This is a genomic window from Streptomyces sp. R302 (assembly GCF_012927245.1).
Lineage (GTDB): Bacteria > Actinomycetota > Actinomycetes > Streptomycetales > Streptomycetaceae > Streptomyces.
In genome coordinates this window covers 34,466-48,856 of the sequence record NZ_JABBGE010000014.1, presented here as the reverse complement: position 1 = coordinate 48,856, position 14,391 = coordinate 34,466, and the positions used below count along the sequence as shown (strand labels likewise).

Here is a 14,391-nt window from a genome sequence, read left to right as displayed (position 1 = left end):
GGCGGGGGTGGAGCGGGTCGGGGCTTCCGGCCCGGGGCGAGCTCTAACGGGCCGGGGCGATCAGCCCGTAGTGGCCGTCGTAGCGGTGGTAGAGCACGCTGCCCCGGCCGGTGGCCGTGTCGTCGAAGAAGACGAACGGCAGCCCGGCGAGGTTCAGGCGCTGAACGGCCTCGGGCACCGTCATCGCGGGCACGGGCACCGTACTCACGCCCAACAGCCCCTCGAACTCCGGCTCCTGGGTCACGGGCCCCAGCGACGCCAGGCGGTGGCGGCCGGTGGGGACGTCGCGGTAGACCACGCTGTCACATCCGGAGGCCAGGTCCACGAAGACCCAGAAGTCGTAGTCCATGGCCTCCAGGTCGATCACGGCGTCCTCGGGCGTCTGCCGGGCCTGACCGAACGACTTGTACCGCACGATGCGGCGCTCCTCCACCGGCAGGTGCTGACGATGCGGGCGGTGGTCGTGTCCCGCACTGTCCCACCGTGCCTCCCGGCCGGTGCCGGGGAGCCCGCGCGGCCCGTGCCGCCGTACCCGGGCCAGCCGCGCGGTCAGACGCTCTCGCAGCAGGTCGACCGCCTCGAACATGGTGCTCGCGGCCACGTGGGCCCGTACCAGCCGGCCGTTCACATCCACCACTGCTCGGGCCGCGGCGGGACGAGCCGCCGAACCACTGACCGCCTGAGTGAGCTTCACCTGGGCGTCCAGCACCGGCTCGCCGACGTGGTCGAGGGCCGCGAGCACCTTCTCCCGTGCGTAGACGTCCGCACCGCGGGGCACCCGCCCTCGGCTGCGGACCTGGACGTCCACTGCCCGGCTGGTTTCGAGACTGCTCATGGGAACTCCTCCTCGGTCGCTCTCAGCCTGTCCGGCGCCGACCGCTCCCGGCAGAGCCGTCCGGGCCGCCGCCTCGGTGCGACCGGCCCCCGCAGCACCTGTCCATCAGGGACGTACGGGCGTCCAGAGGGGCCGTTCGGCCCACGGCCCAGGGACCAGCGCAGAGCGGGGACGCGGGTGGCCCGTGGCCTGCCGGGGCAGTGTGAGGACGGGCTGCGGAAGTGGGCCATCCGGCCCTTACCGCGGCGCTTTTGCCGTGTCAGCGTCTTGGGCGGCGGGTGCGCTTACGACCATGGGACCCAGGACCCAGGACCCAGGACCCAGGACCCAGGACCCAGGACCCAGGACCCGCGGAATTGCGGGAAGTCCCCATGCCCCGGGCGGGCCGAGGAGGTTCGATCCCCGCGACGCGGGGCCTCGCACGCTTCGGCCGACCGGCCCCGCGCCCGGTCGCCGCCCGCGACCACACACGACGGAGGAAGCATGCGAAAGGACGAGAGTCCGGACGGCGTACCGCTGACCGACGAGGAGCTCAGTGCGCTCGACGCGCACTGGAGGGCCGCCAACTACCTGTCGGCGGGCCAGATCTACCTGATGGACAACCCGCTGCTGAAGAAGCCGCTGGAACCGGCGCACCTCAAGCCGCGGTTGCTCGGCCACTGGGGCACCTCCCCGGGCCTCAACCTCGTGCACACCCACCTCAACCGGGTCGTCAAGCGGCACGGCGTCGACGCGCTGTGCGTCTGGGGTCCTGGACACGGTGGGCCGGCCGTCCTCGCCAACTCCTGGCTGGAGGGCAGCTACAGCGAGACCTACCCGGACGTGAGCCGGGACGAGGAGGGCATGGCCCGGTTGTTCCGGCAGTTCTCCTTCCCCGGCGGGGTGCCGAGCCACGTGGCGCCCGAAACCCCCGGCTCGATCCACGAGGGCGGCGAACTGGGCTACTCCTTGTCGCACGCCTACGGAGCGGCCCTGGACAACCCGGACCTGCTGGTGGCGTGCGTCATCGGCGACGGGGAGGCGGAGACGGGCCCGCTCGCCGCCTCCTGGCACTCCAACAAGTTCCTCGATCCCGTCCACGACGGAGCGGTCCTGCCCATCCTCCACCTCAACGGATACAAGATCGCGAACCCCACCGTGCTCGCGCGGCTGCCGGAGACGGAGCTCGACGAACTGCTGCGCGGCTACGGCCACGAGCCCCTGCACGTCACCGGCGACGACCCGCACCAGGTCCACCGGGCCATGGCCGCCGCGATGGACACGGCCCTCGACCGCATCCGGCACATCCAGCGGCGAGCCCGCACCGGCGCCCCCGCCGGACGGTCGCGCTGGCCGGTGATCGTCCTGCGCACGCCGAAGGGCTGGACCGGCCCCGCAGAGGTCGACGGCCTGCCTGTCGAGGGCACCTGGCGCTCCCACCAGGTGCCCCTGGCGCACGTCCGCGACGACGACGGACACCGGGCCCAGCTGGAGGCGTGGCTGCGCTCGTACCGTCCCGAGGAGCTCTTCGACGAGGCCGGCCGGCCGAGCCCCCAGGTGCTGGAATGCGTGCCGGAGGGCGAACGGAGACTCGGCGCGACCCGGCACGCCAACGGCGGTCTGCTGCTGCGGGACCTGCCGCTGCCGCCCCTCGAACGCTTCGCCGTACCCGTGGACCGGCCCGGCACGACCCTCCACGAGCCGACCGGGGTGCTCGGCCGACTCCTCGAAAGCGTCATGGCCTCCACCGGTGAGCGCCGCGACTTCCGTCTCGTCGGCCCCGACGAGACCGCCTCCAACCGCCTCCAGGCCGTGTACGAGGCGAGCGGCAAGGCATGGCAGTCCCCGGTCCTGGACACGGACGAGCACCTCGACCGGCACGGCCGGGTGATGGAGATCCTCTCCGAGCACACCTGTCAGGGCTGGCTGGAGGGCTATCTGCTGACCGGCCGGCACGGACTGTTCTCCTGCTACGAAGCCTTCGTCCACATCGTCGACTCCATGGTCAACCAGCACATCAAGTGGCTCAGGACCTCCCGCGCCCTGCACTGGCGCGCACCCGTCGCCTCCCTCAACTACCTGCTCACCTCCCACGTGTGGCGGCAGGACCACAACGGCTTCTCCCACCAGGACCCCGGCTTCGTCGACCACGTCCTGAACAAGAGCCCCGAGGTCGTCCGCGTCTACCTGCCGCCGGACGCCAACACCCTGCTGTCCGTCGCCGACCACGCGCTGCGCAGCCGCGACTACGTGAACGTGATCATCGCAGGCAAGCAGCCGTGCTTCGACTGGCTCTCCTTGGAGGAGGCCCGCGTGCACTGCGCCCGAGGGGCCGGCGTCTGGGAATGGGCGGGCACCGAGGACGGCACGCGCGACCCGGACGTCGTGCTCGCCTGCGCCGGAGACGTACCCACCCAGGAGATCCTCGCGGCGGCCGGCCTCCTGCGGCGCCATCTGCCCCAGCTCGCCGTACGCGTGGTGAACGTCGTCGACATGACCAGGCTCATGCCCCACGAGGAACACCCGCACGGCATGACCGACCCGGAATACGACGCCCTGTTCACCCGCGACAAGCCGGTGATCTTCGCCTACCACGGCTACCCCTGGCTCGTGCACCGCCTGGCCTACCGCCGCACCGGCCACCCCCACCTGCACGTGCGCGGCTACAAGGAGATGGGCACCACCACGACCCCCTTCGACATGGTCGTGCGCAACGACCTCGACCGCTACCGCCTCGTGATGGACGTGATCGACCGCGTGCCGGGGCTCGGCGTACGAGCCGTGGGCGTGCGTCAGGCCATGGCGGACGCCCGCACCCGCCACCACTCGTGGATCCGCGAACACGGCACCGACATGCCCGAAGTCACCGACTGGACCTGGAGCCTGCTGGAGCGGCACACGGCCGCCGACCGCGCGGTGGTCAGCGAGAGCGGCACATCCCCTGGCGAGACGCGACGCCACGGGTGACGTACCAGCGGCCAGAGCCGGTTTGCCCCGGCATTCCGGAAAGCTCGACCACTACAGCCCGCTCGGCGGTGCGGACGGGACGTCACGCCGGGCGGCTGTCAGCCGGTTGACCACGCCGACGACGCCGTCGACCCGCCATGCGGCCCGGATCAGCGCCGTGGTGTCGATCTCCGGGCCGGAGACACCCTCGATGGTGACGATCCCGTCCCGGACGTCGATGCGGAGTTCGCCGGCGTCGTGAGCGGGACCGTGGAGGCCGGCGGCGCCGGCCACGTCTTCGCGGATCTCCTCGTCGGTGCGCAGGAAGACGCGCAGGAGGTCGCGGCGTGTGGTGATGCCGATGAGACGGTCTTCCTCGTCCACGACGGGCAGCCGGTCGATGCGGCGGCGTTCCATGATGCGTGCCGCGTCGACCACGCGCTGCTCGGGGTGCACGGTGACCGCGGGGCTCGACATCAGCCCGCCGGCCGTCAGGGAGGGTGCGGCGGTGGGGTGAACGAGGCCGACCCGTCTCAGGGCCCGGAGCACGCGGCCCCGGCCGGACCCGGTCCGGCCCTGTGCCGCTTGCCGCCGGGTCAGGTCGGTCTGGGAGACCACGCCCATGACCTTGTCGTCGTCGTCCACCACCGGCAGACCGCTGATGTGGTGGGACGTGAGCAGGCGGGCCAGCTCTTTGAACGGGGTGTCCGGGTGCGCCTGGACCACTTCGCCGGTCATGACTTCGCCCACGGTCCGGTGCTTCACCACGGTTCTCATCTCCATCCGCTCGGGTGGTTCTCGGCCGCCGCCCGCGGCGGCCCCGTCGCTCCCGACGGGCCTTCGGCACTCGTTTCTCGACCGTCGGGGCGTCGGGGCGTCGATGCGGCTGCCGCGGGAAGCCGGGACGCCTCACATGTCGAAGACGATGCGGGCCTTGACGTCGCCGCGAAGGACCTCGTCGATGCAGTCGTTGACGGACGAGAGCGGCCGGGTCTCGTAGACCACCCGGGTACGTCCGGCGGCGTGCAGCCGGAACACCTCGGCCAGGTCCTGCCGCGTGCCGACGATCGACCCGATGACCGATGTGCCGCCGAGTACGGTGGAGAAGACCGGTACCTGGACGATGCCGTCGGCCGGGAGGGCCACCATGACGAGCTTGCCGCCACGCCGCAGGCCGGCCAGGGCGGTCGCGAAGGTCTCCTCGTTCACCGCCAGCGCCAGGGCCGCGTGGGCTCCGCCGTGCCGCTGGAGCACCGCGGCCGGGTCCTCCTTGCGGGCGTCGATGAGGATGTCCGCGCCCAGGTCGGCGGCGAGCCGCAGCTTCTCGTCGGAGATGTCGATCGCGGCCACCGTCGCGCCGGCGATCTTCGCGTACTGCACGGCCAGGTGCCCCAGACCACCGATGCCGGAGATCGCCACGAGATCGGCCGGCCCGACTCCGGCCACCTTCAGGGCCTTGTAGGTGGTGACTCCCGCGCAGGTGAGCGGTGCCGCCTCGCGCGGGTCGATGCCGTCGGGGACGGGCTGGGCGAAGTCGGCGTGGGCGAGCATCTTCTCGGCATAGGCGCCGTCGGTGCCGTATCCGGTGTTGACCTGCCTCTCGCACAGCGTCTCCCAGCCGGTGAGGCAGTGCTCACAGCGTCCGCAGGCCCAGCCCAGCCACGGCACGGCCACGCGCTGCCCGACGGACAGGTGCGTGACGCCCGCGCCGAGCTCCTCGACGATGCCGACGCCCTCGTGCCCGGGAACGAACGGCGTAGTGGGCTTGACGGGCCAGTCGCCGTGGGCGGCATGGATGTCCGTGTGGCACAACCCGGACGCCTCGACGCGGATGCGGACCTGCCCGGGGCCGGGCACGGGATCGGGGCGCTCCTCGATCACCAACGGTTCTCCCAGCGCCCTCACCACTGCAGCCTTCATGGCTCGCTCCTCCTGTTTCGTCCTTGCTTTCCAGAGTGGTGCGGGGCGCGAGGAGGAGACAGAACCGGTCAGGTCCTGTACCGCGGGCCGTTCGGCCCGTGTTCCGGCGGGCCACTCGGCGCGCGCGAGACGAGGGCCCGACGGCCCTGGGACACCCCCGTCCGACCCCTGTGGGGGCCACTTTCCACGTCGCCCACGGGCGGACCGACGCGATCCTCCTGCCGCACGTGATCCGCTACAACGGCACGGTTCCCGCCGAACTGACGGGATGGCCCGAGTACGAGAGCCACCGGGCGCCCGAGCGCTTCCAGGACATCGCCCGTGCCCTGGGACTGCCGGCCTCGAACGCCGCCGAAGGCGTCGCCTCGTACGCCGCCGTGGAACACCTGCGCGACCCGCGCATGCCGATGCCGGCCGACATGGAGGACATCATGCGCACCGCCTCCTACGCCGGACCCCGGCCACTGTCGTCGATCTGACGCTCCGGGTCACCCGCTCGGCCATTAGGCTGTCACGGTACGGGCGGGTGATCGACGGAGGAGGCCCAGTGGGCGTGGAGGAGCCGCTGTCGCGGATGCCCCAGATGCGGCTCGACGAGCTGCTGGAGGAGCTGCAGGCGCGCATCAACGCCGCACGCAGCACCCGGGACCGTGTGCACAGCCTCCTGGAGGCCGTCGTCTCCGTAGGCCGCGAACTGGACCTCGCCCAGGTGCTGCGGCGCATCGTGGAAGCCGCCGCGCTGCTCGTCGACGCCCAGTACGCCGCGCTCGGAGTGATCGGGCCCGACGGTCGGACGCTGTCGCAGTTCCTCACCGTCGGCCTGACCGAGCAAGAGATCGCGAAGATCGGTCCCCTGCCGGCCGGGCACGGCATTCTGGGCGAGTTGATCCGCAACCCCGAGCCGCTGCGTCTGACGGACCTCGGCGCCCATGAGGCGTCCTACGGCTTTCCCGCCCACCACCCGCCGATGCGGACGTTCCTGGGTGTGCCCATCCGCGTCCGCGACGAGGTCTTCGGCAATCTCTACCTGACCGACAAGCACGGCGGCGTGGACTTCGACGCCGAGGACGAGTCGGTCATCTCCACGCTGTCCGTCGCCGCCGGGGTCGCCATCGACAACGCGCGCCTGTACGAGGCGTCGCAGCGCCAGCAGCGATGGCTGCGGGCGAGCGCGGAGATCACCAACAGCCTGCTCTCCGGCAGCCCGCGGCTGGCGGTGCTGGAACTCATCGCCCGCCGCGCCCAGGAGATCACCGGAGCAGCGCTCGCCGACGTCTCCGTGCCCGTCACCGGGACGGACGACCTCGTCGTCGAGCTGGCCATCGGCGCCGGCGGCGAAACCCGTCGCGGCCTGGTGGTACCGGTCGGAGGCACCCTTTCCGGCGCCGCCTACCAGGCCGGCGCGCCCGTGACCACCGCCGGCCTCGCGGAGGACGACCGGTACACCGCCGGGCCCCGCCGCTTCGACGGACTGGGCCCGGCGGTCGCCGTGCCCCTGGGCACCGCCGCCAAGGACACCCGTGGTGTCCTGCTGCTGGCCCGGCACCAAGGGGACCCGGTCTTCACCGAAGCGGAGTTGGAGCCGCTGCTGGCCTTCGCAGGACAGGCCGCGCTCGCCCTCGAGCTGGCCGAGCGCCGCAGCGACGCCGAGCAGCTCGCGCTCCTCGAGGACCGCGACCGCATCGCCCGGGACCTGCACGACCTGGCCATCCAGCGTCTGTTCGCGACCGGCATGACGCTGCAGAGCGCCGCCCGCCTCGTGCAGCACGAGGGCGCCGCCGAACGGGTCTCGCGGGCCGTCGCGGACCTCGACGAAACCATCAAGATCATTCGCTCCACGATCTTCGGCCTGCGGGCACGTGAGGAGGACACCGGGCCGAGCCTGCGCGCACGCGTGGCCCGCGCCGTGGGCGAGACGGCGACGACGCTCGGCTTCCCGCCCCGCCTGAGCATGGAGGGCCTGCTGGACACCGACGTCCCCCCGCAGGTGGCAGATCACGTCACGGCGGCCCTGACCGAGATGCTCAGCAACGCCGCACGCCATGCGCACGCCACGCGGGTCGAGGTCGCCCTGCAAGCCACCTCCGACGAAGTCGTCCTCACCGTGACGGACAACGGCAGGGGTATTCCCGCGGACGGCAGGCGCAGCGGCCTGGGAAACCTCGAAGAGCGTGCCCGCGGCGTGGGCGGGACCCTGGAGATCGGACGTCCGGACGGCGGCGGCAGCCGGCTGGTGTGGCGCGCGCCTCTCTCCTCCGGCCCCGCTGAGTGACCGCCGGCTGTGCTGCCGGGGCACAGCCGGTGCAGTCGGGGCGCGGGACGCGCTCGAGGGTTCACCCGGTGTCCTGGCCCGGCCGCGGAGCGGGTGAGCGATCGCGGCGGAGACGGTCCCGCCGTCGCAGGACCGGGTCATCCGGTACGACTGGCAGGCCTGCCCTATACGGTGAGCCGCAAGCCCGTCACCAGGTCCGGCCGGATGCGCAACGCGGAGTTCATGGCGGGGTGTTGCACCCAGGGGCGCAGACGGGCGGCGAAGCGCGCGAGCTGGCCCTCGTCGGTGACCCGGTGGGCGTATCCGGTGACCACCACGCTCCAGCCGATGTGCGTCTCGGGGTCGATGGCATCCGCCTCGTAGGCCACCACGACGCCGGTGGCCTGGGTGGGCGTCACGATGGAGGCGAGCGTGGCGCCGTCGTGCAGCTGGACGATGATGTCCTCGCCGTCCATGAGGTGGTTGACCGGGCGGATGGCGGGGAGGGCCGCTTGCGTGAAGACGATACGCCCGAGCGAGACGCTGCCGAGCAGTCGCAGGGCCTCGGCACGGTCGAGCGGTCGCATCCGCCGGGGCGCCACCGCCTCACGGCGGCCGTCCACCGCGGTGTGCGTGGCTTCGTCCTTCATCGTGCCCACCTTCTGCTCCAGCTCGGTCCTGGGCGCCTTCGCCGCCTCCGTCCAGCGTCTCCCGTCACGCGCTGCCTCAGTAGGGCCGAACGGACCTTTCGGCGTGCGGTTCCGTGACCGCCCCCGGCCGGATCCCTCCGATGGGTCAGGCGAAGGAACAGGACACGGCGCGGTCCACGCCCAGGCCGCGGATGACGCGAGCGGGAAGCCGCTGGATGCGGCAGAGGCTCAAGCGCACGCCGGCCGCCACGCATCGGCGGTGCACGCGCAGGAACAGGGCGACGCCGGAACTGTCGCAGAAGGTGACGTCCGCCAGGTCGAGCAGCAATTCGCGCTCGGTCCCTCCGGCGAGGTGGGTCAGCGTCTCCTCGATATGGGCGACGGTGTAGACGTCGAGTTCCCCGGCCAGGGCGACTGTCGTCGTGCTGGGGTCCAGTGGAGTCGTGGTCAGGCTGATCGGGGGCGTCGTCATGGCGGCAGCCCTGCTTTCTTGGTCCAGGCGGCGTCCCGGGGCCCTGATGGGCCCGGCCGTACCGACGCGAGGAAGTCCACCAGAGCGCGGGTGGGGGCAGCAGGTCCAAGCGGGCCCGTACCCGGAGGGTCGAAGGTCCCTCGCGGCCGTGCCTCGTCGTGTCGGCGGGGACATGGGGCCGGACGCGACGGTGGCGCCGACGGGCGCCCGCCGTTCACCCGGATCGTGATCGTCGGCCGCAGGGGGGGGTGCACGGGGCTCTGCGGCATCGGGCGCGGCATCCGCGGGGCCTGGCCGGGATATGAGGGCCATCCGGCCCTGGGCGATGGTCCCACGCGCACGGCACGATGCGTGGGGCGCGCCCTTAGGGGCGGAGAATCCGGCGAACACGGAGTATGCGATGACAGACAGCAGCGGTGGCCTCACCGAGAAGGAACCGGTCAGGGTCTTCCTTCTCGACGACCATGAGGTGGTGCGCCGCGGTGTGCATGATCTGCTGGACGCCGAGCCCGATCTGACCGTGGTCGGAGAGGCCGGCACGGTCGAGCAGGCGCTGGTGCGGGTGCCCGCGCTGCGCCCGCAGGTCGCCGTCCTCGACGTCCGCCTGCCTGACGGGGACGGCGTGAGCGTCTGCCGCGAGCTGCGCTCGCGTATGCCCGATCTGGCCTGCCTGATGCTGACGTCGTTCGACGACGAAGAGGCACTGCTCGACGCGATCATGGCCGGCGCGTCCGGGTACGTCCTCAAGCAGATCACCGGCACCGACCTGGTCACCGCCGTCCGTACGGTGGCCTCCGGCCAGTCCATGCTGGACCCCGGCGCCACGGCCCGGGTGATGGCCCGGCTTCGTGGCGGCTCCCCTCAGGAGGAGCAGCCGCAGGGGCTTCCGGGGCTGACGGAGCGGGAGCGGGAGATCCTCGCACTGGTGGGAGAGGGGCTGACGAACCGACAGATCGGCAAGCGGCTCTACCTGGCGGAGAAGACGGTCAAGAACAACGTCTCCCGGCTGCTGGCCAAGCTGGGCGTGGAACGCCGCGTGCAGGCCGCCGTCATCGCCACCCAGGCCCTGGCCGCCCACGGCGACCAGGTGGGTTCGGCCGGGCGCGACGCCCGACAGCGGATCTGACGTCGCCCTCCGCGCACGGCGACGAGTCGACGACGAAGCCCCTCCTCGGTACCCCTCGGGTCTCGAGCAGGGGCTGATGTGCGCATCCGGCCCGGCGGGCGACCGCCGGGCCTCTGCACCTTTCGGCCGTCCGGCGGCGTCACCGCCCACCGCCCCGGCCGGGGCACGCTCCGAAGCGGGCGGGCTCAGTCGTGCGGAACGACAGCGACGGGGCAGGGGGCATGATGCAGGGCGGCGTGGGCGACCGATCCGATGCGGGTACCGACGGGCGCGCGGCGCGTCCTTCGGCCGACCACGAGCAGCTGCGCGTTCGACACGGCCGACAGCAGTACCTGCCCCGCGCTGCCGATCTCGACGTGCTCGGTCACCGGGACGTCGGGGAACCGGGTTCGCCATGGGGCGAGCGCCTCCGCCAGGGCCTTCTTCTCGAACGGCTCCAGCGCTCCGGCCTCGTTCGCGAGGATCATCGAGCCGGGGCTGTAGGCGAAGATCGGCGGCAGGGTCCAGGCCCGTACCGCCCGCAGGGCCGCGCCGCGTGCGGCCGCCTCCTCGAAGGCGAAGCCGAGCACCGCGTCGCTGTCCTCCGGCGTGCCCTGCTGGCCCACGACGACCTCGCCGCCTTCCGTCTGCGTCAGCCCGTCACGGGTGCGCACGGAGACGACGGGCCGCTTCGCGGCGGCGATCACCTGCCGGCCGTAGGAGCCGAGGAGGAACCCGACGAACGCCCCGTGTCCCCGCGAACCCAGCACCAGCATCTCGGACGCTTCGGCCTCCCTCAGGAGAGCGGCGACCGCGGTGTCCTGGACCACTTCGGCGGTGACCTCGAGATCCGGGTGCCGTTCCGCGACGTGCGTCTCGGCTTCGCGGAGCACTGTGTGGGCGGACTTGGCCTGCGTCTCCTTGTCCTGGACGACGGGGACGTCCACCGGCTGCCAGAGCCAGGCGTGCACGATGCGCAGCGGCATCCCGCGCAGTGCGGCTTCCCCCGCCGCCCAGTCGGCCGCTGCCAGACTTTCCGCGGAACCGTCCACTCCTACAGTGATGACGCTGGTCATGGGGGGTGCCTCCATACGTCCGACGGGCCTGGCCGCTTCGGCCGCCCTTTCCTGTCCTCAGCATCCGTGAGGGGCAGCGATCCGCCGAGGGCCCATCGGCCCTGTCTCCCGGCCGTTCGGTCACGGCGTCGTGGCCGTCCAGCCGGTGATGCGCGGCCGCGAGGTCCACCGGCCCGCGACCAGGACCTTCGGCCCCCTGCGCAAGACATCCGGGCCGACCACTGTGGAGGGGCAGGCCAGCCCGACAGGGCGCCTCAAGTGCCGGCCGGCCATCTCCCTCGGGAGCCCCGGAAGGCCGCACGTGTATGCCGCATCCGGCCCCCGGGCCGCCACACCCACGGAGTCCCCATGTCCCGTACCGTCACCGTCGGCCTCGACGGATCCCCGGAAAGCCTCGCCGCCGCGCAGTGGGCCGCCCGGGAGGCACTGCGCCGTGCCGTGCCGCTGCGGCTGCTCCGCGCCTGGAGCGTCGACGAGGATCCCCGGACCCGTGTGGTCGACCCGGCGACGGCACGCGGATGGGGCGAGCGGACGCTCGCCATCGCCGAAAGGCGGCTGCGGCGCCACCACCCGGGCCTGGACGTCGAGGGGGAATGGGCGGTCGGCGACCCGGTGGAGGTGCTGTGCGCCGCTGCGGAGAAAGCGGAACCGCTGGTGCTCGGCTCCCGCGGTCTGGGCGGCCTGGCCGGCTTCCTCGCGGGGTCGGTCTCCTTGGCCGTACTCGCCCGTACGCGCCGCCCCGTCGTCCTCGTCCGCCCGCACGACCCCCTGGAGCCCGAGCAGGACCGTACGGGGGAGGTGGTCATCGGTCTGGACGTGTCCGCCCCCGGCGACGAGGTGCTCGCCTTCGGCTTCGCCGCGGCCGACCGGTACGGCTGCGACCTGCGGGTGGTCCACAGCTGGGCCGTCCCCGCGCTCTACGGGCCCGACATGGGCGGCGTACTGCCGCTGCTCACGACGGAGGTCGCCGAAGACGCGCGGCGGGCGCTCGACGAGGCGCTGGCCCCCTGGACCGAGAAGTTCCCGGGCGTGCCGGTGGTGCGCGACTGCCGCCAGGGCCGGCCGGCGCAGGACCTGATGGAGCTGTCGCACGACGCCCGGCTCGTCGTCGTCGGCCGCAGGATCCGGCGCGCGCGGATCGGTACCCACATCGGCACCGTCACGCACGCGGTCCTGCACCACTGCCTGGCCCCGGTCGCGGTCGTCCCGCACGACTGAACGGGTCCGTCGGCCGAGCGGCCCACACCGACGATTCACGCTCGTTCCGCGTGCGCCCAGGACAGGCGGGGCAGCCGAGCCGCCCCAGCGGGTCCGTCCGCCGGTACGACGCTGCGCGCGCCGTGCGCCGGGCACAGGCGGGATCTCCCGCTCCGATGCCGAAGGGGCAAGCGGGCCGCTGCTGAACAGCCAGACGGACTTTCCCCGCAGCGTAGGGCGGTGCCGACGCGAGAAGCGCCTGGCGTCACGGTGCCAACGGCCCGTGTAGAGGGCACCACCGATCACAACCGCGTCGTAGGGCGTCCCGTCCGCCACCTCCGAGGGTGGCCGCAGGCCCGTCTCCAGTCCTTCGTCCCGTAGGTGATCAGTACGCGTTGCGACACTGTCCTCACCTCCTTGTCCCCCTCTGATCCTCCGCTTTCCCAAGACGATGGCAAGGGACCTGTGGGGGACCAGCTCGGGGCCTGCAGGCCCCTTGCGGCCGAAGCGGTCCACCGGGGGCCGTTCGCCGGGAACGCGATCCGGGTGGCAGCCGTCAGGCGTCGGCCAGCCACAGATCGGGGCCGAAGACCTCGTAACGGATGGTGCGGGCGGGGATTCCGCCGCGCAGCAGTTGCGCCCTGACCTCGCGCATGAAGGGGAGCGGGCCGCACAGGTACACGCTCGCGTCGGTGGACAGTTCGAGCGTACTGAGGTCCATCAACCCCGCCTGGGAGCCGGGCTCTTCCACCGCGCCGTGCTCGTACCAGAATGTGGCGCGCGCATTCGGCAGCGTGCCGACCAGCCGGCGGGTGTCGGCGCGCAGCGCGTGGTCGGCGGGTGAGCGGTCGGCGTGCAGGACCGTGACGGGCCGGGTGGGTGTGGTGGACGCCAGGTGCTCGAGCATGGAGACCATCGGGGTGCAGCCGATGCCGGCGGAGACCAGTACCAGCGGCGTGTCCGCATCGTCCAGCACGATGTCGCCGAAGGGGGCGGAAAGGGTGAGCTCGTCGCCGGCTCGGAGGGTGTGGTGCAGCAGGCTGGACACTTCGCCGTCGGGGGCTCCTCCGCCGGTCACGCGCTTGACGGTGATGCGGCGCGTCTGGTCGCCAGGGGCCGAGGAGAGGCTGTACTGGCGGAGTTGGTGCACTCCGTCGGGCATCCGCACGCGCACGCTGACGTACTGCCCGGCCCGGGCGCGAGGGGCGGGGGCGCCGTCGGCGGGGCGCAGCAGGAAGGAGACGGTGTCGGGGGTCTCTTGGCGGCGCTCGACGACGGTCCACTGCCGCCAGGGGTGTCCGGGCCGTACCTGCGCTTCGAGGTAGAGGCGCGCTTCCTGGGCGATGAGGGCCCCGGCCATCAGCCAGTAGACCTCGTCCCAGGCGGCCGCGACGTCCGGGGTGATCGCTTCGCCCAGGACGTCGGCGATGGCGGCGAACAGGTACTTGTGCACGATCGTGTACTGGTCTTCGGTGACGCCGACGGCCACGTGCTTGTGGGCGATGCGGGCGAGCAGGGTGTCCGGGCGGGCGCCGGGGTCGGTCAGCAGCGCTCCGGCGAAGGCGGCGATCGACCCGGCCAGTGCCCGGCGTTGTGCGCCGCTGGCCTGGTTCCCGCGGTTGAACATACCGTCCAGCAGTTCGGGGTGCTCGGCGAACATCGCGGCGTAGAAGCGGGTGGTTATCTCGTCCAGTGCCCCGCCGACGGCAGGCAGGGTGGCCCGGATCAGCGAGGCCGACTCGGCAGACAGCATGACACTCCTGAGAGAGGAAGCGGAGAAGAGTTGCCGCTGGGCAGCGGCAGGCACCCTCTGGTTTAACAGCTCAGGACCGCCCTGCTCCTCGTGTACGCAGGACGCGGGACCATGGTCCCGGTGGTCAGGGCCTCCCGGTCCGGTCCGGGTCGCGCGCGCCGGGACCAGAGGCCCGTACGTAGGACACGACGAAGGAGCCATGGTCCC

The 14,391-nt window shown here is 72.3% G+C and carries 11 protein-coding genes and 2 pseudogenes; 5 read left to right on the top strand and 8 right to left on the bottom strand.

Translation table 11 applies throughout. The features are described 5' to 3' along the window. Positions 1-43: 43 nt before the first annotated feature. Complete coding sequence (locus HHL19_RS33250) at positions 44-835, bottom strand: HPF/RaiA family ribosome-associated protein (protein ID WP_169094110.1); 792 nt, start codon at positions 833-835, stop codon at positions 44-46. 483 nt (positions 836-1,318) lie between these two features. Between HHL19_RS33250 and HHL19_RS33245 the strand changes: the two are divergent. Next, a pseudogene (locus HHL19_RS33245) lies at positions 1,319-3,703 on the top strand (phosphoketolase family protein); the annotation flags it as partial. A 129-nt stretch (positions 3,704-3,832) separates the two neighbouring features. Here HHL19_RS33245 and HHL19_RS33240 read toward each other — a convergent pair. Beyond that, positions 3,833-4,498 (bottom strand): CBS domain-containing protein, encoded by a 666-nt coding sequence (locus HHL19_RS33240; protein WP_169094108.1) that lies wholly within the window; start codon positions 4,496-4,498, stop codon positions 3,833-3,835. Positions 4,499-4,669: 171 nt separating this feature from the next. Then, on the bottom strand, positions 4,670-5,680 hold the full coding sequence (locus HHL19_RS33235; protein ID WP_169094107.1) for a zinc-dependent alcohol dehydrogenase: 1,011 nt from the start codon (positions 5,678-5,680) through the stop codon (positions 4,670-4,672). A 35-nt stretch (positions 5,681-5,715) separates the two neighbouring features. On the opposite strand from HHL19_RS33235, the gene HHL19_RS37915 reads away from it, so the two are divergent. Both HHL19_RS37915 and HHL19_RS33225 read left to right on the top strand, forming a co-directional pair. Then, positions 5,716-6,159 carry an iron-containing alcohol dehydrogenase gene (locus tag HHL19_RS37915; RefSeq protein ID WP_346768516.1) on the top strand — a complete coding sequence of 148 codons (444 nt, stop codon included), beginning with the start codon at positions 5,716-5,718 and terminating at the stop codon, positions 6,157-6,159. Between the two features lie 104 nt (positions 6,160-6,263). Continuing rightward, entirely contained in the window at positions 6,264-7,952 is a 1,689-nt protein-coding gene (locus HHL19_RS33225; protein ID WP_169094226.1) for a GAF domain-containing sensor histidine kinase, read from the top strand. 164 nt (positions 7,953-8,116) lie between these two features. Here HHL19_RS33225 and HHL19_RS33220 read toward each other — a convergent pair whose 3' ends face one another. Then, positions 8,117-8,581 carry a pyridoxamine 5'-phosphate oxidase family protein gene (locus tag HHL19_RS33220; RefSeq protein WP_169094106.1) on the bottom strand — a complete coding sequence of 155 codons (465 nt, stop codon included), beginning with the start codon at positions 8,579-8,581 and terminating at the stop codon, positions 8,117-8,119. A 145-nt stretch (positions 8,582-8,726) separates the two neighbouring features. Further along, positions 8,727-9,053, bottom strand: coding sequence for an STAS domain-containing protein (locus tag HHL19_RS33215; protein WP_169094105.1), 327 nt, complete (start codon positions 9,051-9,053; stop codon positions 8,727-8,729). A gap of 400 nt (positions 9,054-9,453) precedes the next feature. Between HHL19_RS33215 and HHL19_RS33210 the strand changes: the two genes are divergently transcribed. Then, positions 9,454-10,179, top strand: coding sequence for a response regulator transcription factor (locus HHL19_RS33210; RefSeq protein WP_169094104.1), 726 nt, complete (start codon positions 9,454-9,456; stop codon positions 10,177-10,179). A 185-nt stretch (positions 10,180-10,364) separates the two neighbouring features. On the opposite strand, the gene HHL19_RS33205 is transcribed toward HHL19_RS33210, so the two are convergent. Continuing rightward, a complete protein-coding gene (locus HHL19_RS33205; protein WP_169094103.1) occupies positions 10,365-11,234 on the bottom strand; it encodes a universal stress protein in 870 nt (289 codons plus the stop codon). A 348-nt stretch (positions 11,235-11,582) separates the two neighbouring features. Between HHL19_RS33205 and HHL19_RS33200 the strand changes: the two genes are divergently transcribed. Further along, entirely contained in the window at positions 11,583-12,452 is an 870-nt protein-coding gene (locus tag HHL19_RS33200) for a universal stress protein (protein ID WP_169094102.1), read from the top strand. Positions 12,453-12,566: 114 nt separating this feature from the next. Here the strand turns inward: HHL19_RS33200 and HHL19_RS33195 are convergent. Next, positions 12,567-12,863: pseudogene (locus tag HHL19_RS33195) on the bottom strand (flavodoxin domain-containing protein); the annotation flags it as partial. A 124-nt stretch (positions 12,864-12,987) separates the two neighbouring features. After that, the gene (locus HHL19_RS33190; RefSeq protein WP_169094101.1) at positions 12,988-14,184 is read right to left on the bottom strand and encodes a globin domain-containing protein; all 1,197 of its coding nucleotides are present in this window, start codon (positions 14,182-14,184) and stop codon (positions 12,988-12,990) included. Between the last annotated feature and the right edge of the window lie 207 nt (positions 14,185-14,391).